Origin of the sequence: Janthinobacterium sp. FW305-129, assembly GCF_020858115.1 — a bacterium.
Taxonomy (GTDB): domain Bacteria; phylum Pseudomonadota; class Gammaproteobacteria; order Burkholderiales; family Burkholderiaceae_D; genus Janthinobacterium.
Genome location: NZ_JACYMM010000008.1, coordinates 290,291 through 315,797 on the forward strand (window position 1 = coordinate 290,291; position 25,507 = coordinate 315,797).

A 25,507-nucleotide genomic window follows, 5' to 3' on the forward strand; every position below is an offset into this window, starting at 1 on the left:
CTCAGTAGCGCCAACAGGGCGGCGCCGCAGCCGGCACGCCTGAACAGGTTTTGCACTTCCTCAAAGCAATTTAACATTTCTGCTTTCATGGTTGCTGGCGCCGGTTCGAGCCAAAAGTTATCAAGTAAGATTCTCAAACACGCAACATTATAGTTTCCTCATGGATAGAAAAGCATCAAAATGTTGACATTTGCATTTTCACTGTTATAGTTAACTACAACACCAACTCAATACATCACGGAGCCACCATGCCGACAGCATTTTTTACGCGCCGCACCGCCCCGCCCTTGTCGGAGCGCATCCCATGAGCACGGAATGGAACGACAATAGCCCCATCTACCGCCAGCTCAAGGCCAGGGTGGTGGGCATGATGCTCGATGGCGTGCTGCAATCCGGCGACGCCTTGCCGTCGGTGCGCCAGGTGGCGGCCGATTATCAATTGAATCCCATCACGGTTTCGCGCGCCTATCAGGAACTGGTCGACGATGCCCTGGTGGAAAAACGCAGAGGACTCGGCATGTATGTACTGGAAGGCGCCCGCGACAAATTGCTGGCCAGCGAACGCGAGCGCTTCCTGCGCGAAGAATGGCCGGCCTTGCTGGAACACATCACCCGCCTGGGCCTTGACCTCGATCAACTACTGCAAGCAAGCCGCGACAGCGGCGCACACGGAGAGAGCGCATGAATGCATTGAACAAGGACAGCGTCATCAGCGCGCGCGGCTTGCGCAAGCAGTATGGCAAGCAGACGGCCATCGCCGGCATCAGCTTCGATATCGCGCCGGGGCGCATCGTCGGCCTGATCGGGCCTAACGGCTCCGGCAAGACCACCACCCTGAAAGCCATTCTGGGCCTGACGGGCTTCGATGGCGACTTGTCGGTGCTGGGGCGCGATCCGCGCGTGCAGCGCGACGCGCTGATGGAAGACGTGTGCTTCATCGCCGACGTGGCCATCCTGCCAGGCTGGCTGCGCGTGGCCGACGCCATCGATTTCGTTGCCGGCGTGCATCCACGTTTCGACCGCAGCAAGGCCGAACGCTACCTGGCCCACACCAAACTGTCGCCGAAGATGAAGGTCAAGGCCATGTCCAAGGGCATGGTGGTGCAGCTGCACCTGGCACTGGTGATGGCCATCGACGCCAAACTGCTGGTGCTCGACGAGCCGACTCTGGGCCTGGACATTTTGTACCGCAAGCAGTTCTACCAGAACTTGCTGGAAGATTATTTCGATGAAAACAAGACCATCGTCATCACCACGCACCAGATCGAGGAAGTGGAACACATCCTCAGCGACCTGATGTTCATTCGCGACGGCCAGATCGTGCTGGCCTCGAGCATGGAAGAGGTAGGCGAGCGCTACATCGAAGTGATGGTGGGCCCGCAGCACGTCAATCCCGCGCGCGCCCTGCAGCCGATCAGCGAACGCAGCGTGTTCGGCAAGTCGGTGATGCTGTTCGACGGCGTCGCCCGCACCCAGCTGGCCGCCCTGGGCGAAGTCCGCACGCCCAGCCTGGCGGACCTGTTTGTCGCGACCATGAAAGGATCGTACCAATGAGTATTTCCCCCATGAACAAAATGCAGTGGCTGCTCCGGCGTGAATTGTGGGAACACAAGGGCATGCTGGTGTGGACGCCCGCCATCATCGGCATCGTCATGACGGTGCTGGGCGCCCTGATGGCGGCCGCGACCGTCGCCAGGACCAAGATGCACACGGCGCTCATCGTCAATGGCGAGGAAATTTCCTGGAGCACCGTCTTCAATACCCGCACCTTCGGCCCGCGCCGCGCGGAAATCATCGACGCCGTCGCCAATAACTACACGTACGCGGCCGCGCCGCTGTTCCTGGCACTGGGATTCCTCGTGTTTTTCTATTGCCTGAGCGCACTGCATGACGACCGCCGCGACCGCAGCGTGCTGTTCTGGAAATCGCTGCCCGTCTCGGATGCGCAGACGGTGCTGTCGAAGGCGGCCATCGCCCTGCTGGTCGCGCCGCTGCTCCTGGCCGCCGCCGCCAGCCTGACGTCGCTGGCCCTGATCCTGATCCTCAGCGGCGTGCTGGCGGCCAACGGCATCCACGTGTTTGCCGAACTGCTGGCCTCCCCTGGCCTGTACCTGGGACCGCTGCGCGTGTTCGGCTTGCTGCCCGTGTATTGCCTGTGGGCCTTGCCGACGGTCGGCTGGCTGCTGATGGTCTCGAGCTGGGCCAGGTCGAAAGTCTTCCTCTGGGCCGTCGGCGTGCCGCTGCTGCTGCTCGTCTTGACGGTCTGGGCCGGCAAGCTGACGCAGACGGAAAGCGGCGTCGAGTGGATACAGATGAATGTCATCGGACGCGCCCTGCTGGGCACACTTCCCGGCAGCTGGTACCTGTTCGAACCGGAACTGCTGCCGCACATGCACGCGCTGGCAGAGGGGGGCTCGCACATGACGCGCATCGATGTATTCAGCAATTCCTGGTCCAGCCTGGCCTTGCCTGCCGTCTGGCTCGGTGCGGCGGCGGGCGCCGCGCTGATTTACGCCGCCATCCGCCTGCGCCGCTGGCGCGAGGAAGGCTGACGGCGCAACATCACTGCCCCGTAAAAAAAACGCCCCGCCCGTCGGGGCGTTTTCCATTTCCGCCCCAATCCCCGTCCTGAAAGAATAACTACCGCACTGATAGTTATTATGAAAGATCCCTTACCGCATTCAGGCTATTCAATTGATAGCAATAATACGATATAAGAATTACAAATAATTATTTCTATCGTATTTTATTCCCAATTACATTTGACAATTTCCATACAAAAAAGCAACAGCTTGCAATTCGATAGCGATATGTTTTTTTAATAAACAATGCGGAAATACCGGAGCATGTCAGCAGATTCAGCCGTAAAGTCCCATTTCGTGACAATTCGTGATTATTCACTTGCGCAAAGCTTGACAGAATAGTGGCATGAAAAGTGATCAAAATGAAATTAAAAGTCTCAAAATTGAAACCATCACCAGAGGGGAATACAGTTAGAAACCACATGCCAACACCGATCCCTGCCGCTGAGTATCGCCTGACCAGCCAGTTGCAGGCGAAACAGAATACGAAAAAATGGCGCCATGCGAAACAACTATAAAAATGATATTTTTAATATCTCTGGATAAGTGTTCTGTTGTGCCAGCGCTTTTTTTCCAGTTATGTTTTACTTTCATCACCCACATCAGCAATACCCAAGTTCGACCACGGCCCAAGCCTCGCCGGAGTAATCAAGGAAAAGAATTTCATTATTGATTTTTAATATCCTGAAAAATTGAACGAACACATAACCTATTCCGGAGAATTTCAAATGGCCACCACCCCGAATCCAGCACAAGTTCCCGTCAATGCCGAAGGCGCTGCCGCCAAGATCGCGACACCCGCAAAAAAGGCCGTCAATCCAAAAAATGGCGACCGCAAGCAATATGACGAAGATGAACTGATAAAAGGGGCCGATGCCAGTGCGACCATGCCGCCTGAAAATGTCGTGGAAGTCACGGAAAGCGCCGATAACGGCAATGCCGCCGCCCTGGGCACGGCCGCGGCCGTGACAGCGGCGGCCCTGGCCGCAGGCGGCAGCGGCGCGGCCGCAGGTCAGGCTGGCGCCGACCTCGGCACGCCGCAAAGCGATAACAACGGTGCTGCCACGGGCGCGGCGGGCACTGGCGCGGGCGCCGCCGGCATCCCCAGCGGCAGTGTCGTCGATGTCGCCGGAACATCGGCTGGCGCGGGTGCCGGAGCCGGAGCCGGCGTTACAGATGGGCAGGGCGGACTTGGCGTGCTGGGCGTACTCGGCGGCCTTGGCCTGGTTGCCGCGGCAGCGGGCGGCGGAGGCGGTGCCGCGGCCGGCGGTGCCGGTTCGGGTGGCACGGGGACAGGAGGTAGCGGCACCGGCGGTACGGGTACGGGCACGGGCGGCACCGGTGGCACGGGCACGGGCACGGGCGGCTCCACCGGCGGCCAGGGCGGCACAGGAAATCAGTCCAGCACCACCGTCGTGACCGACGCCGCCGTGCTGGCCGCCGCCGCAGCGGCCGCCGCCGCCGCCAATGCCCTGGCCGATGACGCCGCAGCCGCCGCGGCAGCTGCCACGGCAGCAGCATCGCTGGCCGCGGCGAATGCCGCCATCCAGGCAGACCAGTTGGCGGCGCAGGCCGCCGCCGCCGCGGCGGCAGCCTTGCTCGCCGCCAATGACGCCACCAGCGACGATATGCTGGCGGCCAGCACGGCCGCCGCCGTACCCGGCGCACAAGCGGCCGCTACCGCCGCCACGAATGACGACATTGCTGCCGCTACTGCCACCAACGCCGCCGCCGCGTCCCAGACCGCCACCACCTCGGCACAAAACGCCGATGCGGCTGCCGCCACGGCCGCCGCCAACGCCGCCGCCGCGCACGCCGCCGCCGATGCGGCGCAGACGCAAGCGGACCAGACCAACGCCCCGGCGCTGCAAGCCATCGCCGATGCGGCCGACGTCGTCGCCAACGCCGCCAACACCCAGGCAGCGCTGACCGATGCGGCGGCGCTCGGTGTCATCTCGGCAAATGATGCCGCCGCTGCCGCCGCCGCCACGGCGCTGGCCAATGCCACGGACGCCGCCGCGCTGGACCTGGCGGCAAGCGCCGCCGCCAACGCTGCCGTCGCCACCGGCATCCAGGCCAGCCTGACGGATGCCGCCGCCCTGGCGCTCGTCTCCGATGCCGATGCCGCCAATGCCGCCGCAGCCGCCGGCGTGGCCGCCGCCACCGATGCCGCCACCCTGGCCGCCGCCTCGAATGCCGCCACGACCGCCGCACAAAATGCCGCCCTCCTCGCCGCCGCCACCGACGCCGCCGCACTGGGCATCGCCGCCACCGCCGCAGCGAGTGCCGCCGCCGCGGCCAGCACGCAAGCGGGCCTGACCGATGCCGTCGCCTTGAGCATGGCAGCGGACGCCGCTGCCGGCGTCGCCGCCCAGGACGCCTCGATCGCCAACGCCACGGACGCCGTCGCCCTGCAGGCCGCCGCCAATGCGGCCGCGACGGACGCCGCCAATGCACAGACGCAGGCGAACATGACCGACGCGCCAACCCTGGGGCTGATCGCCGATGCCGCCACCCTGGCGTCGGACGCCGCGCAATTCCAGGCCGGCCTGACGGATGCTGCGGCACTGGCCCTGATTTCCGATGCCGACGCCGCCGCCGCGGCTGCAGCGGCCGTCACCGCCAACGCCACCGATGCCGCCGTACTCGACGCCGCAGCAGCAGCCGCCGCCACCGTGGCCGCGAATGCCGTCGCCGCCGCCAGTCTGAGCGACGCGGCCGCCCTGCAAATCACGGCCGATGCGGCCGCCAGCACGTCCGCCAGCGCCGCCACGCAAGCGGGGCTGACCGATGCGGCCGCGCTGCAAGTGATTTCCGACGCCGATGCCGCCGCCGCGCTGACGGCGCAAACGACGGCCAACCAGACGGATGCGGCGGCCCTGGCCGCTGCCGATGCGGCGGCCGCCAGCGATGCCGCCAATGCGCAAACCGTTGCCGGCCAGACCGATGTTGTTGCTCTTCAACAAGCCGCCGACCAGGCCGATGCCGATGCGGCCGCCGCCAATATGCAAGCCAGCCTGCTGGACGTCAACGTCGCATTGAATGCCTTCAATCTCGCCAACCTCGCCGCCCTGGCCGCCAACGTCACGGCTGGCCAGACCAGCGTCGTCGACCTGACGGCCACCGTCAATACCTTGCAGCTCGATGCCGACAATGCCGATATCACTGCCGCGCTGTTCGATGCGACCATCCTTGCCGGCATTTCCACCGCCGATGCGCTGACGGCGAACATCGCGCAAGCCACCGCCAACCTGACCGACGCCGCAGCGCTTGCCGCCACCGCCGCCAGCGCCGTCTCGGCGGCGGAACTGGCCGCCCAGCTGGGCGGAATCGATATCTCCGCCGTCAGCGCGGCTGCCGCCGCTCAGGCCGCCGCCACGAGCGCCGCCGCCACGGCCGCGCTGACCGACGCCGGCGCGCTGGGCATCATCTCCACTGCCGACGCCGCCGCTGAAGTTGCCGCGCAGACAGCAGTCACCACCTTGACGGCCGCCAATACGCTGGCGCAAAACGCCCTGGCCACGGCGCAATTTGTTGCCAGCCAGACCGACGCCGTGGCCCTGGGCGCGGTATCGTCGGCCGCCGATGTGGCCGCCGCCGCGGCCGTCACGACGGCCGGCCTGACCGATGCCGCCGCGCTGAGCCTCATTTCCACGGCCGATGGCCTGGCCGCCGCCTCGGCCGCCAGCCTGGCGGCGCTGACGGACGCCACGGTGCTGGGACTTGCTTCCACGGCCGATGCGGCCGCCGCTGCCGCCTTGCAGACAACGGCCGACCTGACGGATGCCGCCGCCCTGGGCCTGGCCGCCGCCGCTGCCGCTGCGGCCGCCAATACGGCAAGCAATGTTGCCAATCTGACCGACGCCGTGGCCCTCGGCACCCTCTCGACGGCCGCCACCACCGCCGCCAACACGGCTGCGGCGACCGCCGCGCTGACGGATGCCACGGCCCTGGGCCTGGTCGCCACGGCCAATGCCGCCCTCGCCGCCACGGCCCAGACGACGGCCAACCTCACCGATGCCGTTGCGCTGGGCCTCGTCTCGACGGCCGCCAGCACGGCCGCCAGCCTGGCCGCCACCACCGCCAACCTGACCGATGCCGTTGCCCTGGGCACCGTTTCGACGGCCGCCACGGCCGCCGCCAACACGGCTGCCGCCACCGCCGCGCTGACCGACGCCGTCGCCCTGGGGCTGACGGCAACCGTCGACGCGGCTGCCGCTACCGCCGCGCAAACCACGGCCAGCCTGACCGATGCCGTCGCCCTGGGCCTGGTGGCGACCGTCAATGCCACCGCCGCCGCGACCGCCGCCAGCGTCGCCGGCCTCACCGACGCCGTCTTGCTGGGCACGCAACATACGCTCAATGTCACGGCCGCCACCGTGGCCGCCACCAAGGCCGCCCTGACGGATGCGGCCGCGCTGACCACCGTCGCCAACAACGACGCCGCGAATGCCACTGCCCTGGCAGCCTATTCGGCGGCCCACCCGCTCGACCTGGTGGCCGCGCTGGCCGCCACCGTTGCCGCCACCACGGCATCCTTGTCGCTCGCCGCCGCACAGTCGGCGCAAGCGGACGATGCGGCAGCCGCCTCGGCGGCGGCCACGGCGGCCGCCTCGCTGACGGCCCTGAACAATGCGGTGGCAGCCGACAATGCCGCCACCGCCGCGGCCACCCTGGCCCTGACTTCCCAGGCGGCAGCCACGGCGGCGCAACTGGACGATACGGCTGCGGCGACTGCGGCCGGCGTGGCCGCCACCTCGCTGGCAGCGGCCCAGGCCGCGCAGGCGGCCGATGCGGCCGCCGCCGCGACGGCCGCGACGGCCGCCAATGCCCTGGCCGCCCTGAATGCGGCACTGGCCGCTGACGCGAATGCGGCCGCCACGGCCGCTGCCGCCGTGACGGCAAACGCAGCCACCGCCGCCGCCATCGCCGACGACCTGGCGGCAGCGACGGCAGCGACTCTGGCCGCCACCTCGCTGGCCGCTGCGCAGGCAGCACAAAACGCCGACAATGCCGCCGCCAGCGCCGCCACCATCGCCGCCAACGCGCTCGCTTCGCTGAATGCGGCCCTGGCCGACGATGCGGCCGCCGCCGCCGCCGTGCTGAACTCCACCAATGCAACGGCCGCCGCCGCCGCCGCTACCGCCGCCGACACGGCTGCCGCCACCGCCGCCGCCGTGGCCGCCATCTCGGCCGCCGCCACGCAGCACGCGCAAGCGGACGATGCCGCGGCCGCCGCGGCCGCCCTCACGGCATCCATCTCGCTGGCAGCCACGCAAGCCGCGCAGGCGGCCGATCTCGCCGTCGGCACGACCGCGGCGACGGCAGCGAGCGCGCTGGCCGCGCTGAACCAGGCCCTGGCCGACGACAACGCCGCCAGCGCCGCAGCGACGGCGGCCAGCAACGCGCAAGCGGCCCTGACTGCCGCCACGACGACACTCAACGCGGCGATACTGACTGCCAGCGCCTCGCTCGCTGCCACCAATGCCGCCTTGGGCGACGACGCCACGGCGGCAAGCACGGCGGCGGCAGCAGCGGCGGCCCAGCTCCTTTCCGATGCGGCCTTGCTGGCCGATGGCGCCCTGGCGGCCCTTGCCACGACGGCCAACAACGCACTGGCAGCCGCCAGCGCGGCGCTGGCCGCCGACGATGCCGCCGCCAATGCCGCGCATACGGCAGCCCTCTCGGCGGCCGCCACCCTGGCCGCGCAACTGGCCGACACGGCAGCCCTCGATGCCCATGCCGCGCTGAACGCGGCCATCGCCAACCTGAACGCCGCCGTGACGGCCGATACCAACGCCACGGATGCCGACAATGACAAGACCCTGAAATTGAACCTCCTCCTCGCCGCCCAGAGCGCGGCCGATGACGCGGCCCAGGCCAATGCCAATGCGGCAGCGGCCCATGCGGCACTGGCAGCGGCCCAGGCCGACGATGCGGCGGCCGCCACCGCTGCCACGAATGCGGCTGCGGCGCATGCGGCGGCGGTGGCGGCGCAAAATGCCGATGCCGCCGCGGCAGCCGCGGCGGCGCAAGCGGCCATTTCCCTTGCCGCCACCCTCAATGCCCAGGCCGACGACGCCACGGCGGCAGCGGCCGCCACGGCAGCGGCGAATGCGCAACTGGCGCTCGACGCGGCCCTCGCCGCCGACGCCAACGTCGCCGCCACCGCCGCCGCGGCAGCCGCCGCCCAGCAGGCAGCGCAAAATGCGCATGCCGACGATGCCGCTGCAGCAGCGGCAGCGACGGCCGCCGCCATTACCCTGGCCGCCACGCAGGCGGCACAAGCCGATGACGCGGCGGCAGCGCTGGCAGCGGCCAACGCCGCCAACGCCCAGGCCGCGCACAACGCCGCCGTCGCCGACGACCAGGCTGCAGCGGATGCCGCAGCTGCCGCCTCCCTCGCGCAAGCGGCAGCCACGGCAGCAGCAGCCGCCGATGCGGCCGCCACCGCCAGCGCCGCGGCAGCGGCATCCGCACTGCTCGCCGCGCAGGCAGCGCAAGCCGACGATACGGCGGCCAACCAGGCTGCGGCCAATGCCGCCGCCGCCGCCGCCGCGCACACGGCAGCCATCGCCGCCGACGCCCTTGCCGTCAGCACGGCAGCGACGGCGGCCAGCGCACTGGCAGCGGCCACCGCTGCACAGAACGACGATGACGCCGCCGCGGCAGCTGCCGCCCAGGCCGCCGCCTCGCTGGCCCTCACGCAGCAGGCGCAGGCCGACGACGCGGCCGCGGCGGCGGCCACCCTCAACGCCAATAACGCCGCGGCAGCGGCGCTGGCCGCCCATGCAGCCGATGCGGCCGCGCCGCTGGCGCAGGCACAGGCAGCCGCGTCCCTGCTGGCCCTGCAAGCGGCGCAAGCCGACGATGCCGCCGCCGCCAGCGCGGCAGCGGCTGCGGCGCAAGCGCATGCCAATGCAAACGCGGCGCAGGCGGACGACGCGGCGGCGGCCCAGGCCAATGCCGACGCGCAGGCAGCCGACATCGCCCTGGCGCAAGCGAATGCCATCGCCGCGCAAACGGACGCCAATGCCCTGGCCGTCGTGTCGAATGCGGATGCCGCCCACGCCGCCGCCGTGCAAGCACTGGCCGACCAGACCGACGCACTGGCGCTCACCCAGGCCGCCGATGCGGCAGCGGCAGCGGCGCTGGCGGCGGCGCAGACGGCAGCCCTGACGGACGCCAACGCCCTGCACCTGGCAGCCGACGCGGCCGCCAACGCCGCCCTGCAAGCGCAGGCGCAGGCGGACCTGACGGACGCCAACGCGCTGACGGCGGCGGCGAACGCCGATGCCGCAGCGGCAGCGGCAGCCCAGGCCCAGGCCGACCTGACCGATGCGAGCCAGTTGTTCGTGCTCAGCCAGAACGCCCTGCACAACCCGCTGACGGTGGCCGACTTCAGCACGGGCCTGCCGGCCGCCGGCGGCGACGTGATCGACATGTCGGCCATCGCCCACCTGACGGCATCGGTGGCGGTGAACGTCAACGTGGGCACCGACTTTGGCAACGACAACCTGTTCATCTTCGACGGCACGTCCGTGTCGATCGGCGCGGCCGCCAGCGCCATCGCGGCCGACAACAGCGTCCTGTCCGGCCAGGGCTACATCGTCATCGCCGATGCGCAAAACAGCGGCGCCGTGACGGTGTATCACTCGAGTGACCTGAGCAACGCCAACGCCATCGACACGGCGCTGGTGCTGCTGAGCGGGGTGAACATCACGCAGCTGACGGCGGCCAACTTCGTGGTCTGACGCCGTGGTTCCACGCCAGGCGCCGCGCCTGGCACGGCAGCGGGAGCGCACGGCAGCGCGCTCCCGCCCATACCTTGAAATGCGTCAGGCCTGGTGCCGGAAAAATACGGGATGAGATCAAGCGGTTCCGCAGCATTATTCTCTCTGCCACGCATCGCGGCCTTGCTGGCGGCCGTGGCCATGGCATCGGCATCCCCTTTCGCCGGCGCCCAGGGCGCCACCGCCTGGAGCTTCGACCAGGTCTTGCAGCAGGCGCTGCAAAGCCATCCGGCCGTCCAGGGCAAGCGCTCGGCGCAGGCGGCCGCGCGCGCCGAGCTCGATGGCGCGCAATGGCAGCGCTTTCCCAGCCTGTCGGCTGAAGTGCCCGCCGGTTCGCAGGAAACGGGCGGCGTGGTGCGCATCGAGCAGCCGCTGTGGAGCGGCGGGCGCATCGACGCCGGCATCGATGCCGCCGGCAGCCGGGTCGACGCGGCGGGCGCGGCCATCGAGGAAGAACGCCTGAGCCTATCCCTGCGCGTGATTGCCGCCTACACGGAAGCGCTGCGCCAGACGGCGCGCGTGCGCTCGGCGGAAGCGGGCCTGGCAGAGCACCAGCGCCTGCTGGACATGATCAAGCGCCGCGTGGCGCAGTCGGTCAGCTCGCAGACGGATCAGCGCCTGGCCGAATCGCGCGCCTACCAGGCCGCCAACGACGTGTCGAATGCGCGCCAGGCGCTGGACAACGCGCTGGCGCAGCTGTCGCAACTGGCCGGCAAACCCGTGCGCCTCGTCAGCGCCACCGGCATCGGCGTGGGCGAACCGCTGCCCGACGCCAGCCTGGAGCGAGTCATGCGCCAGGCCATCGACTACTCCCCCACCCTGCACCGCCTCGCTTTCGAGGCGCAGGCCGCCGACTCGGACATCACCCTGCAGCGCTCGGCCTACATGCCGAAAGTAGTGCTGCGCATGGAAAAGCCCACGGGCGGCATGAATGCCGACAACCGCACGCGCGCCATGCTGGTGCTGCAGGCGCAGCCGGGCGCCGGCTTGTCGGCCAAGGCCGGCGTGGATGCCGCCGTGGCCCGGCGCGAAGGCGCGCGCGCCGCGCACGATGCGGCCGAGCGCGACGTGCGCGAACGTTTCACGCTGGACTGGAACGAGGCCGAGGCCAGCCGCCAGCGCCTGGGCAACGCGGGCGAGGCCAGCGCCACCTCGACGCAGGTGTTCGAATCGTACGCGCGCCAGTACGTGATCGGCCGCAAGAGCTGGAACGATGTGCTCAACGCCGTGCGCGAAGCGACCCAGGCGCAATTTTCGCTGGAAGACACGCGCGCGCAGGCGATCGCCGCCAGCCTGCGCCTGGCGGCGCAAACGGGCACCCTGGCCGGGCGCACGGCGCCCGCCGCGTCGATGCGCGCCAACTGACCGCCGCAGAATCTAACCGGGAGACAGCGTGGATACCCCCCTCAAACATGGCTTGCTGACACTCATCGAGCGGGCCGCCCGCCTGACGGGACAGCACGTGCCCGCCGCACGCCTGGCCGACCTGCAGCGCCAGCTCGATGACGTCGACGACAACGGCGCGCCCGCGATGATCCTTACCGCCATCTGGCAGGCGGCCGGACTGGAGGGCGCGGCGCGCGCGCTGCACGCGCCGACGCCGGGCGAGCTGCCGTTCGCCGTCTACAGCGCCAGCACGGGCTGGGGCTTGCTGCAATCGCGCGGCGCCGACGGCGCCTGGCGCGGCGAAGGCATCGATGGCCGCACCTTGCAGCTGGCATCGCTGGCTGGCCTGGATTGCGTGGGCCTGCCGCGCCGTCCCGAAAAGAGCACGGCGCGTCCCGGCGCACTGGGGCTGGTGCGCAACGCCCTGTGGCTGAAGAAAAGCGTGTTTGTCGACGCCGTGCTGGCCACCACGCTGGTGACCCTGCTGACCATGGCCACGTCGCTGTTTTCCATGCAGGTGTACGACCGCGTGATCCCGAACCAGAGTTTCAGCACCCTGTGGGTGCTGGTGGTGGGCGTGGCGCTGTCGATCGGCCTGGAATTCATCCTCAAGCAGGTGCGCAGCCGCATCGTCGACCACTCGTGCAATGACGTCGACCATGAACTGTCCGAGTGGTTTTTCCAGCGCATGCTGGGCATCCGCATGGAAGCGCGCCCCGCCTCGGTCGGCACCCTGGCGGCGCAGGTAAAAGGCTTTGAAATGGTGCGCGGCGTGCTCACGTCGACGTCGCTGTTCGTGCTCACGGACGTGCCCTTCGCGCTGATTTTTCTCGCCATGATCACCATCATCGGCGGGCCGCTGGTGGCGGTGCCGCTGGTGGCCCTGCCGCTGGCCCTCGCGTGCGGGCTGATGTTCCAGCGCGCCATCGAAAGCCATACGCGCAAGAACCTCAACGCCAGCAACCGCAAGGCGGGCTTGCTGGTGGAAGCCGTCGATGGCGTGGAAACCCTCAAGGGCAGCAGCGCGGAATGGATGATGCAGGCGCGCTGGGCCGGACTGGTGGCCGAGACCAGCCACGCGGAGCAGAATATCCGCGACTATGCGGCCCTGTCGCAAAACATCACGGCCGCCTTCCAGCAGCTGACCAACGTGGCGCTGATCTCCATGGGCGCGTGGTTCGTGGCCGAGAACCAGATGACCATGGGCGCCCTGATGGCGTGCACCATCATCAGCAACCGCGCCCTGATGCCCATCGTGCAGCTGCCCGCCGTGATGGTGCAGTGGGCGCACGCGCGCGCCTCGATCGACGGCCTGGAACAGGTCATCAGCCTGCCTAATGAAGCGGACAACGCGCAGTTCGCGCTGACGCCGCGCAGCCTCGATACGGGCTTGCGCTTCGAACGCATCCGTTTTACGTATGGCGGTGCGCAAAAGGTGGCGCTGGAAGTGGACAACCTGGCCATCCGCCCCGGCGAACGGGTGGGCCTGGTGGGCGCCATCGGCTCGGGCAAGAGCACCTTGCTGAAACTGGCCTCGGGGCTGTACCAGCCGGCCGAGGGCAAGGTGTACCTGGGCGACGTCGACATGGCCCTGCTGGCGCCGGCCGTGGTGCGCGAAATGGTCGGCTACCTGCCGCAGGAGACGCGGCTGTTCAGCGGCACCCTGCGCGACAACCTGCTATTGGGGCTGGCCGACCCGGGCGAGGAAGCGATCCTGGCGGCCGCCAAACGCACGGGATTGATCGAGCTGATACTGGGCCAGCCACGGGGCCTGGCGCTGGCCATCACCGAGGGCGGGCGCGGCGTCTCGGGCGGCCAGCGGCAATTGATCGCCGTCACGCGCCTGCTGCTGGCCAAGCCGAAAATCTGGCTGCTCGACGAGCCAACGGGCGCCATGGATGCGAAGACGGAGGCGCGCATCGTCGGACTGTTGGGCGAACTGGGGGCCGAAGGCGTGACCATGGTCGCCACCACGCACAAGAACGCCCTCTTGCCCCTGCTCGACCGCTTGGTGGTGCTGCAGGCGGGCCGGATACTGCTTGACGGGCCGCGCGACTTTGTGCTGGCCAAGCTGTCGGGCAAGCCGCAGGCCGTACCCAGTGCCGCAACTGCGCCCGTGGCGCAAGGAGCCGTCGCATGAAACTGGCCAAGGTCGAAGCGAAAGAGGAAGCCAAACGGGGCCGGGTGCTGATCTGGAGCTGCACGGCGGCGCTGGCGGGTGTCATCGCCTGGGCGTCGTGGGCGGAGCTGGACCAGGTCACGCGCGCCAACGGCCAGGTGATCGCCAGTTCGCGCAACCAGATCATCCAGGTGGCCGACGGCGGCGTGCTGGCCGAGCTGCGCGTGCATGAAGGCAGCATCGTGAAAAAAGGGGAACTGCTGGCCCGTTTCGACCGCACGCGGGCCGAGACGAGCTACCTGGAAAGCACGGCCAAGGCGGCTGGGCTGAAGGCGGCCGTGGCGCGCCTGCAGGCGGAGGTGTTTGGCGGCGCGCCGAAGTTCCCGCCCGAACTGCAGGCGTTTCCGGAATTTCGCGCCAACCAGCTGGCCCTGTTCAGCAAGCGCCAGGGCGCCGTGCAGGCCGAAGTGGGCTCGCTGGACAGCGCCATGAAGCTGATCAGGGAAGAACTGGAAATGAATCTGCCGCTGCTGGAAACGGGGGACGTCAGCCGCGCCGAGGTGCTGAAACTGCGGCGGCAAGTGGTCGATATCCAGGCGCAGATCACCAACCGGCGCAACAAATACCTGCAGGACAGCCAGACGGACCTGGTGAAAGCCCAGGAAGACCTGGCCGGCGTGCTGCAGACGGTGACGCAGCGCAAGGAACAGCTGGGTTCCACCGACATCTACGCGCCCACGGACGGCATCGTGCGCAACGTGCGGCTCACCACCCTGGGCGGCGTGGCCAAGCCGGGCGAGGAAATCCTGCAGATCGTGCCGACGGACGACGACCTGATCATCGAGGCGAAAGTCAAGCCGGCCGACATCGCCTTCATCAAGCCGGGCCTGCCCACGGCCGTGAAACTGGACGCCTACGACTACGGCATCTACGGCCGCCTGCGCGGCACCGTCAGCTACATCAGCGCGGACACCTTGAGCGAAGACAACAAGGGCAACGAGCAGCCCTACTACCGCGTGCAGATCAAGACCAGCGGGCGCAATCTGATGGGCAAGAATGGCGAGCCGATCCTGATCCAGCCCGGCATGACGGCCACCGTCGAAATCAACACGGGCCGCAAGACGGTCTTGCGCTACCTCACAAAACCGATCACCAAGACGTTTTCGGAGTCGCTGGGGGAACGCTGAGGCAGCGGGCTACCGCAACTGGCCAATTTCAGCCGGCCGGCTTCAGGCGGCCGATGACGCTCGCCACCTTGGCGGTAATCATGTCGACCGCGGGGCCATTCGCGCCGTGCGGCAAGATGACATCGGCATTGCGCTTGGTCGGTTCGATGAATTGCTTGTGCATGGGGCGCACGGTTTCCAGATACTGCTCGATGACGCTTTCCACGGAACGGCCGCGTTCCGTGATATCGCGTTGCATGCGGCGGATGAAGCGCACGTCGGAGGCCGTGTCGACAAAGATCTTCAGCGACATCATGTCGCGCAAGTCCTCGTCATACAGGGCAAACAGGCCTTCGATCACGATCACCGGGGCCGGCTTGACCAGAATGGTCCTGTCGGAGCGGTTGTGCAGCGTAAAGTCGTACTCCGGCATCTCGATCGATTCGCCGTTGCGCAAGGCCTGGATGTGCTGTACCAGCAATGGCCACTCGAACGCCTGCGGATGGTCGTAATTCTGCTGGCGGCGTACTTCCGGGGAAAGGTGGGTCTGGTCGCGGTAGTAGTCGTCCTGCATCACGACAGAGACCATGTCGGCGCCGAACGAAGCGAGCACTTGCTGGGATACGGTGGACTTGCCGCTGCCGCTACCGCCTGCGACACCGATGACAAATGGTTGGAAAGAAATCTTATTCATGCCGAATGATACCGGAAACGGGGCCGTACCGACAGGGAGCGGCCGCAGCAACATAGCGTTGCGGCAATTTCGCGGCGCCTGCCGCACGGCCGCCCTGGCCCTGAATCCGCTAATCGACGCGCGGCACTGCCTCGGCAAGCCGCGTACCCTGGCGCGGCCGGCCATCGACAAAGATAAGGGTCTGGATCCTGCCGTCGCCATTCTTATCGAAATGCAATGTAGCATCCTTTTCACGCATGAAGTAATCGTAGTCCCCTGCCGGGATCAATTCCACTGGTACCGGACCGACCGGCGGCCCGGCGATATACAGACGGCCATTCTCGTGGCTGACGCGCAGCGTCGTGTTGGACACGCCAAAATCACCGGCAAACCGGGCGAATAAGGCGGCATTCGGCTGGGCGGCGACGCGTTCCCTCGGGCGATAGTCTTCCCATCCATACTCGGCAGCAATGCTGCGCGCGATTTCTTCTATCAGCATCCAGCCGTTATCCCCATTGGCGAGAATGACCGCGCCCTGCCCCGTACGCTCATACGCAAACAGCAGCGCCTTGTAGCCGGCATTCGAGCCGCTGTGATGGAATGCCGGTTCAGCTGCCGCATGATCGAGTTCGAAACCGAGGCCATAACTGCCGCGCACGGGCGTCAGCATCGCCCTTGCCTGCTGCGGCGTGATCAGTTGCCCATCCTGTCCCGATGCAGCACGCTGGACGGCGAGCGCAAACAGCGCCAGGTCATGGGCCGTGCTCCATAGCCCCGCTGCGGCCAGTTCCGGATAGGCGCGCCAGTTTCCCGCTACAACGCTGCCGTCCGGCGCATGGCCAGATGCGGCGCGCGTGGCGAGCGCTGGCGGCAGCGACTGCGCATAGAGCGTATCGCGCATGCCGAGCGGGGCAAATACCGTTTCACCGGCCAGGACGCCGAACGGCCAGCCAGTCGCGTCATTCAGATATTGCTCAAGCACAACATAACCAAGGCCGGAATACGCGTAGCGGCCGCCCACGCGGGCATCTACCGTGACGGGCGGATTCGTCGCCGGGCGCGAGCCGGCCAATACCTGCAGCAGCGTCGGCTGCGGTGCATCGCTGCCGTAGCCTGGCAAGCCGAATGTTGGCATGCCAGCGGTATGGCTGAGCAGCGCCCGGGCCGTCACGGCCGGCTGCGCGCCGGGCACCTGCCACTGGCGCAGCCGCCGGTTGACGTCTTCATCAAGATCGATCTTTCCCTCGGCCGCGAGCCGCACCGCCATCAGGGCGGCCACCGGCTTGCCGATCGAGGCTACCTGAAACAGCGTGCCGGAGGTGACGGGGCGGCCCGTCCGCGCGTCGGCAACGCCGTAGGAGCCGCTCCATTCCACCGCGCCGGCATTAATGACGGCGAGGCTCACGCCCGGCACGTTCAGGGCCTGCATCCGCTCGGCCAGCCGCATGGCATGGACAGGCGCCCCGCGCACGGCAACGGGCTGCAGCAAGCCGCTCTCAACGCGCGCCTTGCGGGCCGTCACCGCGCCGCTGTCGCCCTGCGCATGCACGTCAATCACCCCTGCCGCCAGCAGCAAGGTCAAGACATTTCGCATCATCATATGGCATCCCATTCGTTGCCGAGGGCGGCTTGCATGCCGTCGGAAGAACCTACTATCCATACTGCAAGGCAGACTGGCCCGCAGCTCCGTGCTCGCCGGCACGTACGCGGCCCGCTTGCACTCCTTCTTTTCTTCCGGCGCAACGGCCGCCGTCATGCCCGGCATGATGAGCTGGGCAGCGGAGTTGTACTTCTTGCGGATGACCTGCTTGCCGTAGGGGGGTATGGAAGCGGTAAATGCCCGATGCGCGTGCAGGCAACGCCACGGCAGGCGGGGCCGTGCTGGTCGAACCACGGGGCGGCCGGGCCTTGCCGGCCGCAGGCGGTCACCGGTGGGTCCCAAACAGACCCAAGGCGAGATACGCCAGAACGACTACGATGAAGGCAATGCCGCAGTAGGCTGACCACATCATGAACTTGCCCTCGGCGCTGCCCTCCTTGCTCAGCCTGGAATAATAAGCCCACGCATCTCCTGGCTCATAGGCTTTTTTCTTGCGGTGCTTGTAGTCGATGATCTGATTGGGAATGCCAAAAAAGATGATAAACAACAACAAGATACCCTTTAACACTAGCATATCGCTCTCCGCCTGTAGTTGCATGCATGTCTGTACCGCCAGGCTGGTCGTCAGCGTGGCGGATGATTCACCGTATGGGATGGCGGCACGAGAGCATAACGAAATGCCATGCAAAAAAAGTCACACATTGTCACATTCGCATGCATGGCGGCTTCTGCCGTCGCGACGAGCCCCTGGCGCAGTCGGTGAGCTCGGCAGCGGCACCTGGCGGGCGGTCAGCTGCCATGCAGCAGCTGCGCATACAGCCCGGCCACCCGCTCGGCGGTGATGCCGTCGCGCTGCTCCACCGCCAGCGGATGGTCAGTCGGCTCCAGCTCGATCGCCGGGCGCAGGCCGTCGTCGCGCAGGTGCACGCGGGTTTTCAGGTTCAGGGTGTCGGGATAGGCAGGCAGGCGCGTGCTGAGCCAGCCGAAGAAGGGGCCGACGTGCGAACGCCTGGCTTCATGGAAGCACGCGTCCCAGGCGTCGAAACTGTCGCCGCTCAATGACACCCACACGCCCCAGCTGAATGGCTCGTCGGAGCCATGCACGGGGACGTCGATGGTGGCGCGCACGAAGCAATATTCTTCGTCGACGATGCAGGCGTCGCTGTCCATCTGGCAGCGCGCCGTCCGTTCGGCGGGCGCCATCTGCTCGTACAGCCACGGTGCGTCGGCGCCGAAGCCGGGCATGCCCGTGTGGGTCTCGCCGCAGGAGCGGCACAGGAAGGAAAAACTCATGCGTAAAAGCCGCTTATTCGAATTGTTTGGGGTGTTGAACGCAAAATAGTTACTTAGGGAAACCGCGCGCTTGGCATTCGAGCAAGATGATATTCTAAACAAGCTCAAGATGCACAGACGGGACGACTCGCGCCACCGGTATTGCATGCCTGACCTCTTTCCGTATCGATTGACTATTTACCAGGGAATAACAATGAACGAAGAAAAATTTTGGCAGCTGATAGAACAAATCGACCGTGCAGCCCTGGAAGACGGCGACGCCGATGCTGCGGTGGAACCATTGATCGCAGCACTCGCCGAGTTGCCAGTCAAGGACATCAAGGGCTTCGAAGAGTGCCTGGCTCAAGCACTGTACCAGCTCGATGGCAAGGTGTTTGCGGACCATGCCGGCAATTCAGGAAAGTCGGATGACGGTTTCCTGCATGCGCGCTGTTTCGTCGTCGGCTCGGGCAAGGCCACGTATGACAGCGTGCTGGCCAACCCCACGCTGATGCCCGATCAAACGGACGAGTGGCTGGAAGAACTGTTGAGCGTCGCTCCCGAGGCTTGGTCCGAGAAGACCGGGCGCGACACCGATGACTGGGAGTTTACCGCCAGCGTCGATTATGAAACCGGAAGCAATTCCGCCGCCTGGCCTGACTAAGGCGGCAATGGACGCCATCGCCGCGAGCAAGGCTCATATAACGCTGGCCGAACGCGATGCCGGGCAATGGGATGCGCACATGGCGGCAGCGGAAGCCGTGTTGCGCAGCGCCTGGCAAGGGGCCCGGCAAGACACCGCCCTGATCACTTGCCTGGGCGCCGTGCTGTGCGACCAGGGCAAGTATCGGGACGCCGTCAACGTACTGGAAACGGCGCTCAAGCTGGGCTCGACGGACAGCCATACCCATTACAACCTGGGGGTGGCCCTGGCGGGACTGGCAAAACCCCGCAGGGCCATGGCGCAATTTGGCAAGGCGCAGGGGCTTGCCGCGTCCAGCCTCACCTGGACCGCCTATTTCGACGCGCAGGCCCAATAGGCGCGTGCCCGGAAAATTATTCGAACTGCTTGCGGAACGCCTCGAACTGCGCCGCCAGGCCATCGAAATCGCTGCGCAATTGCAGCACTTCCTGTTCCAGCTGGGCGACACGGCTGCCCTGCTGCGGCGCGCTGACGGCGCCGGCGAAACCGGCCGCCGTCTCGCTCTGCGCCAGCGCTGCCTCGCCGCCCAGCAAATGGCCGTAGCGCGGCTCCTTGGCGCCGGGGGCGACGGCCAGCTTCGCCACCAGCGGCGGGTATTTGTCGATCAGAAACTGCAGGCCGGATTCCACTTCCGCCACGGACTTGAATTCATGCACGCGGCCGCTGCGGCTGCGGATTTCGCCCGCCGTCTGCAAGCCGCGCAGCATCAGGATCGTCAGGATGGCCAGCTTGTCCTGTTCCAGCGACCATTTGATGCGCATGCGGTGTTCATACTTGGCGACCCGGGCGCCCGCCTGCGTGATGCCGTTGACGAATTTGCGCTGCATCAAACGCTGCAGCACGTCGTAGACGGTTTCCTCGGACAGGGCCATGACCGGGTCGCGGCTGGACAATTGATTGCAGCCGTTCGTCAGCGCGTTGAGCGACAGCGGATAGCTGTCCGGCGTCAGCGCTTCCTTTTCGGCCAGCACGGCCAGCACGCGGATCTCGAACGGGTCGAGCAGATTCGGATTGTCATTGCTTTTTTCGCCTGCCGTCACATCAGTGTTCATGCCTGTATCCTTAATCAACCAGCTTGTTCATTTGCTCAGAATCAAATTTATCACATTCAGGCACGCCCTGGCAGCAGATGCCCGCCGCCTTCAGGGTGGCGAGGATGGTCTCGATGCGCTGTTCCTGCGCCACGGCATGCGTGATCAGGCCCTGCAGGGCTTTCGACAGGGGATCGTCGCCGTTGGGCGTGACGCCATACGCGGCGAACAGGTGCGCCGTGCTGCCTTCGCGCAAGGCGCTGACATCCTTTTGCACGATGTGCGCGGGGTTGCCGACGGCCGTGGCGCCGGACGGCACGGGCTTGAGCAGCACCGCGTTCGAGCCCACCTTGGCGTACTCGCCCACGGTAAAACTGCCCAGCACCTGCGCGCCGGCGCCGACGATGACGCCCCGCTCCAAGGTCGGATGGCGTTTGCTGCCGCTGTGCAGCGAGGTGCCGCCCAGGGTGACCCCCTGGTAGATGGTGCAATCGTCGCCGACGACGGCCGTCTCGCCGATCACCACGCCGAAGCCGTGGTCGATGAAGACGCGGCGGCCGATGACGGCGCCAGGGTGGATTTCGATGCCCGTGATGATGCGGGCGATATAGGAAATGAAGCGCCCCACCCACTTCATGCGCCGCGTCCAGCACCAGTGCGCCCAGCCGTGCATGACGATGGCGTGCAGGCCCGGATAACAGGTCAGCACCTCCCAGCCATTGCGGGCGGCGGGGTCACGTTCAATGATGCTGTTGATATCTTCGCGCAGGTGGTGGAACATAATGAAAATGGATAAGGTGGAACGCAAATGGTAGCGTATTCGGCGGCGTGCCGCCGGAGAGGCAGATAAACAACCGCCGCCTCAAGGGCGGCGGCTTATCAAAGAAGCGCTACAAAACGTTCAGGGCAAGGCGCATTGCCGAAGACAGTACGCAAGTACGGCGAGGCAATGCAACGCCGCCCTGGACGTTTTTTTAGCCTTCTTTCGCGATACGCTGGCGGCGGGCTTCGTAGAGACACACGCCCGATGCCACGGACACGTTCAGGCTCTCGACGGAGCCGAACATCGGGATGCTGACGAGGATATCGCAGGTGTCGCGCGTCAAACGGCGCATGCCTTCGCCTTCGGAACCCATGACAAGCGCCGTCGGGCCCGTGAAATCGGCTTCGTACAAGCCTTTTTCGCCGTCGTCCGAAGTGCCGATCAACCAGATGCCGCGCTCCTTCAGTTCGCGCATGGTGCGCGCCAGATTCGTCACGGTGATGTAAGGCACGGTTTCGGCGGCGCCGCTGGCGACCTTGGCGGCCGTGGCGTTCAGGCCCACGGCGCGGTCCTTCGGCACGATGACGGCATGCGCGCCGACGCCGTCGGCCACGCGCAGGCAGGCACCCAGGTTGTGCGGGTCGGTAATGCCGTCGAGAATCAACAGCAGCGGCGGACCATCGATGGCGTCCAGCAGCTCGTCGAGATTGCGCGCCAGCGACAGTTGCGACGCAAACGCGATCACGCCCTGGTGGCGGCGCGTGCCGACGATCTTGTCGAGACGCGACGAATCGACGGGCATGACGCGCACGTTGGCCGCCTTGGCGGCGGCGATCATGTCCTTCATGCGGCCGTCGACGCGGCTGGCATCGACGAAAATTTCTTCCACGGACGACGCTTCATGACGCAGGCGCGAGGTGACGGCGTGGAAGCCGAAAATCATTTTATTCTTCATTATTTATCGTTTCTTCTTGCTTGTTTTTGATGCAGATACAGTTTTTGCTGCTCGTGGTGCCGCCGCAGCGGGTGCCGCGGCTGGTTTTTTGCTGCGCTTCGGCGCGGCTGCCTGGGGCGCTGCTGCCGCCTTCGGCGCTGCCTTGGCTTGCGCCTTGGCGGCAGGCTTGGCGCCATTGGAACGGCCGCCGGAACCATTGCCGGATTTGCCGCCGTTGCTGACGCTGGCCTTGATCTCGTGGCGCTGCTTGGTCGCGGGACCGGGCTTGACCATGGATTTCTTCTCGCCCTTGCGCTTACCGCCGCCGTTCGGCTTGGCCGGCGCATCTTCGCCCGCCAGTTCCGCATCGGTGACCAGGCGCAGGTCGATCTTGCGCGTTTCCAGGTCGACACGTGCCACTTGCACCGTCAGACGGTCGGTCAATTGATAACGCTTGCCCGTGCGTTCGCCGCGCAATTCATGGCGCGCATCGTCGTACTGGAAGTAATCGGTGCCCAGCTCGGTGACGTGCACCAGGCCTTCGACAAACAGGGTGTCCAGTTGCACGAACACGCCGAAGGTGGTCACGCCGGTGATGGTGCCGGTGAACTCTTCGCCCAATTTATCTTGCATGAAGTAGCACTTCAGCCAGGCTTCCACGTCGCGCGACGCTTCGTCGGCGCGGCGCTCGTTGGCCGAGCAATGCACGCCCAGCGCGTCCCAGATGGTCAAATCGGTCTTCTTCGGCTTGCCGTCGGCCTTGTCCTTGGCCTGCTGCTTGCGCGTGGCATTCGACACATTCGTGTTCAGCACGACTTTATCGGACAGCTTCGGCTCGTATTTCTTGCCTTGCAGAATGGCCTTGATGGCGCGGTGCGTCAGCAAGTCGGGATAGCGGCGGATCGGGCTGGTGAAGTGGGCATACGCCTCGTAGGCCAGACCGAAGTGGCCGATATTGTCCGGGCTATAGACGGCTTGCTGCATCGAGCGCAGCAGCATCGTCTGCAGCAGGGCCGCGTCGGGACGCTGCTTGATCTGCTGCATCAGGGTCTGGTAATCGGATGCCGACGGCGTGTCGCCGCCCGTCAGGTTCAAGCCGACCTGCTTGAGGAAGGTGCGCACTTGCGTGAGCTTTTCCTTGGTCGGGCTGGCGTGGATGCGGTAGGTGCCAGGATGCTTGTTGCGCAGCAACAAATCAGCCGCGCAGACGTTGGCCGCCAGCATGCACTCTTCGATGATCTTGTGCGCTTCGTTGCGCGTGCGGGGGATGATCTTTTCGATCTTGCCGGCGCTATTGCAGACGATATACGTTTCCGTCGTCTCGAAATCGATGGCGCCCCGCTCCGTGCGCGCTTTCAGCAAGGCGCGGTAGACGGCTTCCAGGTTTTGCAGGTGCGGCAGGATGTCCGCGCGGCGTGCCGCTTCGGGTCCCTTGGTGTTGCCCAGCACGGCAGCGACTTCGTCATACGTGAGGCGCGCGGCAGAGTGGATCACGGCCGGGTAGAACTGGTAGGCCTTCAACTCGCCCTTGTCGCTGACGACGGCGTCGCAGACGAGGGTCAGGCGGTCGACGGCCGGGTTCAGCGAGCACAAGCCGTTCGACAGTTTTTCCGGCAGCATCGGAATCACGCGGCGCGGGAAGTAGACGGAGGTGCTGCGCTCGAGCGCATCGATATCGAGCGCGTCGTTCGGCTTCACGTAATGGCTGACGTCGGCAATGGCGACGATCAGGCGGAAGCAGTTGGCGCGGCCAACCTTGACGGGTTCGCAATACACGGCATCGTCGAAATCGCGCGCATCCTCGCCATCGATGGTTACCAATGGCACGTCGCGCAGGTCGACACGGTCTTTCAGGTCGGCGGCGCGCACTTCGAACGGCAGTTTTTCAGCTTGCTTGAGGGCGGCGGGAGAAAAGATGTGCGGCACGTTGAATTTACGTACAGCAATCTCGATTTCCATGCCGGGGTCATCCAGGGCGCCGAGCACTTCGACGATCTTGCCGACCGGCTGCTTGAAGCGCATCGGCTGCTCGGTCAGCTCGACGCTGACGATCTGGCCGGCCTTCGCCTTGCCCAGCGAACCGGTGACGAGGATGTCCTGGCCGATGCGCTGGTCTTCCGGCGCCACGACCCAGGTGCCGTTTTCCTGGATCAAACGGCCGATGACGTGGGTATTGGCGCGCTGCGTGACTTCGACGATCGTGCCTTCCGGGCGGCCGCGGCGGTCCGTGCCGACGATGCGGGCCATGACCTTGTCGCCATGCAGTACTTTCTGCATTTCTTTCTCGGGCAGGAACAGGTCGGCGCTGGCGTCATCGGGAATGACGAAGCCGAAGCCGTCGCGGTGGCTGGTGACGCGACCGGCGACGAGCGCGCTCTGGTCGGCCAGGCTGAAAACACCGCTGGCATCAGACTTGAGCTGGCCGTCGCGCTCCATCGCCTTCAGGCGACGGACCAGGACATCCATGGAATCGGCATGCACTTGCAGCGTTTTCCCGAGAGACTGCGGATCGAGAGGCGCGTTGACGCTGCGGAATATGCCGAGAATGTCCTCCCGGCTGGGGATGGTGTGGTTATTTTGGCTCAAAAGTATTTCTATAGTTGTTATTGACAGTGATCAAACGGAAGACAAAGACCGATGACATCACCGTCAATATTGACACGGTGATGTCCGGTAGTGTACCGGAGGACGCCTTGGTTTGCCTAACGGACAGCGTGTCGGAAACAGTACAAGACGCCCGCCGATGAAAAAAAGGAGAAAAGCTGCGCAATGCATTTGACTTCGGCAAATATTGCTCTATAATCTCGGTCTCTTGCAGCGACAAACCTTCACGGGGATGCAGTTGCAGGAAAGCGGTACAGGGTTGATGTGCAGTATGGAGCGAAAGCTCATCTGGCGCAAAACTCTTCAAGCCGCTATAATAGCAGAATTGCTGTAAAGTTATTTTGCAACAAGTACTCGAGCAGTAAAAGTAATAAGTCACAGCAGCATCAGTGCCCACGTGGCGGAATTGGTAGACGCGCATGGTTCAGGTCCATGTGCCTTCGGGTGTAGGGGTTCGAGTCCCTTCGTGGGCACCATTACCTAATTCGCAAAAGAGCCGCAAACTTTCACGAGTTTGCGGCTTTTTTCATTTCCGCGCCAGACATCCCTCCCCCCCCCCCAACATAACTTGGCTGGCCGCACAGCGGCGACCGGGCCACGCGGCAAGCCCAAGGACAGAAACAGGCGAAAAAGCGCTGAAAAAAGAGGCAGATTTAGCCTTTTCTCATAGGGAACAGCCATTTTCAGCTGAAAAAACATGTTTCTTGAAGAAAAGTGCAAAATGTTGATTGACCGAATGCGCGCCAGCCCTTATGATTTTGTCCTCGCTGCAGAACACGCAGCGACAAGCAGCAAGCAGTAACAATGCCCACGTGGCGGAATTGGTAGACGCGCATGGTTCAGGTCCATGTGCCTTCGGGTGTAGGGGTTCGAGTCCCTTG

18 protein-coding genes and 1 tRNA gene are annotated in these 25,507 nt (G+C 65.8%); 10 read left to right on the forward strand and 9 right to left on the reverse strand.

The window, feature by feature from the left end; all coding sequences use genetic code 11:
* The first annotated feature begins 304 nt into the window (after nt 1-304).
* The 7 genes from IGS61_RS18225 to IGS61_RS18255 all read left to right on the forward strand — a co-directional run bounded on the left by IGS61_RS18225 (nt 305) and on the right by IGS61_RS18255 (nt 15,067).
* Entirely contained in the window at nt 305-685 is a 381-nt protein-coding gene (locus IGS61_RS18225; RefSeq protein ID WP_230540965.1) for a GntR family transcriptional regulator, read from the forward strand.
* Nucleotides 682-1,554, forward strand: coding sequence for an ABC transporter ATP-binding protein (locus tag IGS61_RS18230; protein ID WP_230540966.1), 873 nt, complete (start codon nt 682-684; stop codon nt 1,552-1,554). The genes IGS61_RS18225 and IGS61_RS18230 overlap by 4 nt, the downstream gene beginning before the upstream one ends.
* Complete coding sequence (locus IGS61_RS18235; RefSeq protein ID WP_230540967.1) at nt 1,551-2,552, forward strand: hypothetical protein; 1,002 nt, start codon at nt 1,551-1,553, stop codon at nt 2,550-2,552. Before IGS61_RS18230 ends, IGS61_RS18235 begins: the two co-directional genes overlap by 4 nt.
* Before the next feature lie 758 nt (nt 2,553-3,310).
* Complete coding sequence (locus IGS61_RS18240) at nt 3,311-10,336, forward strand: hypothetical protein (protein WP_230541029.1); 7,026 nt, start codon at nt 3,311-3,313, stop codon at nt 10,334-10,336.
* 180 nt (nt 10,337-10,516) lie between these two features.
* On the forward strand, nt 10,517-11,740 hold the full coding sequence (locus IGS61_RS18245) for a TolC family protein (RefSeq protein ID WP_230540968.1): 1,224 nt from the start codon (nt 10,517-10,519) through the stop codon (nt 11,738-11,740).
* Between the two features lie 28 nt (nt 11,741-11,768).
* On the forward strand, nt 11,769-13,901 hold the full coding sequence (locus tag IGS61_RS18250) for an ATP-binding cassette domain-containing protein (RefSeq protein WP_230540969.1): 2,133 nt from the start codon (nt 11,769-11,771) through the stop codon (nt 13,899-13,901).
* Nucleotides 13,898-15,067 carry an HlyD family type I secretion periplasmic adaptor subunit gene (locus IGS61_RS18255; protein WP_230540970.1) on the forward strand — a complete coding sequence of 390 codons (1,170 nt, stop codon included), beginning with the start codon at nt 13,898-13,900 and terminating at the stop codon, nt 15,065-15,067. The genes IGS61_RS18250 and IGS61_RS18255 overlap by 4 nt, the downstream gene beginning before the upstream one ends.
* A 28-nt stretch (nt 15,068-15,095) precedes the next feature.
* On the opposite strand, the gene udk is transcribed toward IGS61_RS18255, so the two are convergent.
* From udk to IGS61_RS18275, 4 genes are all read right to left on the reverse strand, one after another.
* Nucleotides 15,096-15,740, reverse strand: a complete 645-nt coding sequence (gene udk / locus IGS61_RS18260; protein WP_230540971.1) for a uridine kinase — start codon at nt 15,738-15,740, stop codon at nt 15,096-15,098.
* A 109-nt stretch (nt 15,741-15,849) separates the two neighbouring features.
* Nucleotides 15,850-17,301, reverse strand: coding sequence for a serine hydrolase domain-containing protein (locus IGS61_RS18265; protein WP_230540972.1), 1,452 nt, complete (start codon nt 17,299-17,301; stop codon nt 15,850-15,852).
* 343 nt (nt 17,302-17,644) lie between these two features.
* Nucleotides 17,645-17,893 carry a hypothetical protein gene (locus IGS61_RS18270; RefSeq protein ID WP_230540973.1) on the reverse strand — a complete coding sequence of 83 codons (249 nt, stop codon included), beginning with the start codon at nt 17,891-17,893 and terminating at the stop codon, nt 17,645-17,647.
* Between the two features lie 215 nt (nt 17,894-18,108).
* A complete protein-coding gene (locus IGS61_RS18275; RefSeq protein ID WP_230540974.1) occupies nt 18,109-18,612 on the reverse strand; it encodes a DUF2199 domain-containing protein in 504 nt (167 codons plus the stop codon).
* 193 nt (nt 18,613-18,805) lie between these two features.
* Between IGS61_RS18275 and IGS61_RS18280 the strand changes: the two genes are divergently transcribed.
* Nucleotides 18,806-19,255 carry a DUF4240 domain-containing protein gene (locus tag IGS61_RS18280; RefSeq protein WP_230540975.1) on the forward strand — a complete coding sequence of 150 codons (450 nt, stop codon included), beginning with the start codon at nt 18,806-18,808 and terminating at the stop codon, nt 19,253-19,255.
* Nucleotides 19,256-19,262: 7 nt separating this feature from the next.
* Nucleotides 19,263-19,631, forward strand: a complete 369-nt coding sequence (locus IGS61_RS18285; protein ID WP_230540976.1) for a tetratricopeptide repeat protein — start codon at nt 19,263-19,265, stop codon at nt 19,629-19,631.
* Nucleotides 19,632-19,647: 16 nt separating this feature from the next.
* Here the strand turns inward: IGS61_RS18285 and IGS61_RS18290 are convergent, their stop codons facing one another.
* From IGS61_RS18290 to rnr, 4 genes are all read right to left on the reverse strand, one after another.
* The gene (locus IGS61_RS18290) at nt 19,648-20,346 is read right to left on the reverse strand and encodes a YceH family protein (protein ID WP_076570898.1); all 699 of its coding nucleotides are present in this window, start codon (nt 20,344-20,346) and stop codon (nt 19,648-19,650) included.
* Between the two features lie 10 nt (nt 20,347-20,356).
* On the reverse strand, nt 20,357-21,106 hold the full coding sequence (gene cysE, locus IGS61_RS18295) for a serine O-acetyltransferase (RefSeq protein WP_230540977.1): 750 nt from the start codon (nt 21,104-21,106) through the stop codon (nt 20,357-20,359).
* A 193-nt stretch (nt 21,107-21,299) separates the two neighbouring features.
* A complete protein-coding gene (gene rlmB / locus IGS61_RS18300) occupies nt 21,300-22,043 on the reverse strand; it encodes a 23S rRNA (guanosine(2251)-2'-O)-methyltransferase RlmB (RefSeq protein WP_034784003.1) in 744 nt (247 codons plus the stop codon).
* A gap of 3 nt (nt 22,044-22,046) precedes the next feature.
* Entirely contained in the window at nt 22,047-24,608 is a 2,562-nt protein-coding gene (gene rnr, locus IGS61_RS18305) for a ribonuclease R (RefSeq protein ID WP_230540978.1), read from the reverse strand.
* 409 nt (nt 24,609-25,017) lie between these two features.
* Between rnr and IGS61_RS18310 the strand changes: the two genes are divergently transcribed.
* A tRNA-Leu gene (locus IGS61_RS18310) sits at nt 25,018-25,102 on the forward strand.
* Between the two features lie 188 nt (nt 25,103-25,290).
* On the opposite strand, the gene IGS61_RS18315 is transcribed toward IGS61_RS18310, so the two are convergent.
* The coding region (locus IGS61_RS18315) for a hypothetical protein (protein WP_230540979.1) at nt 25,291-25,507 on the reverse strand (217 nt) is incomplete at its 5' end.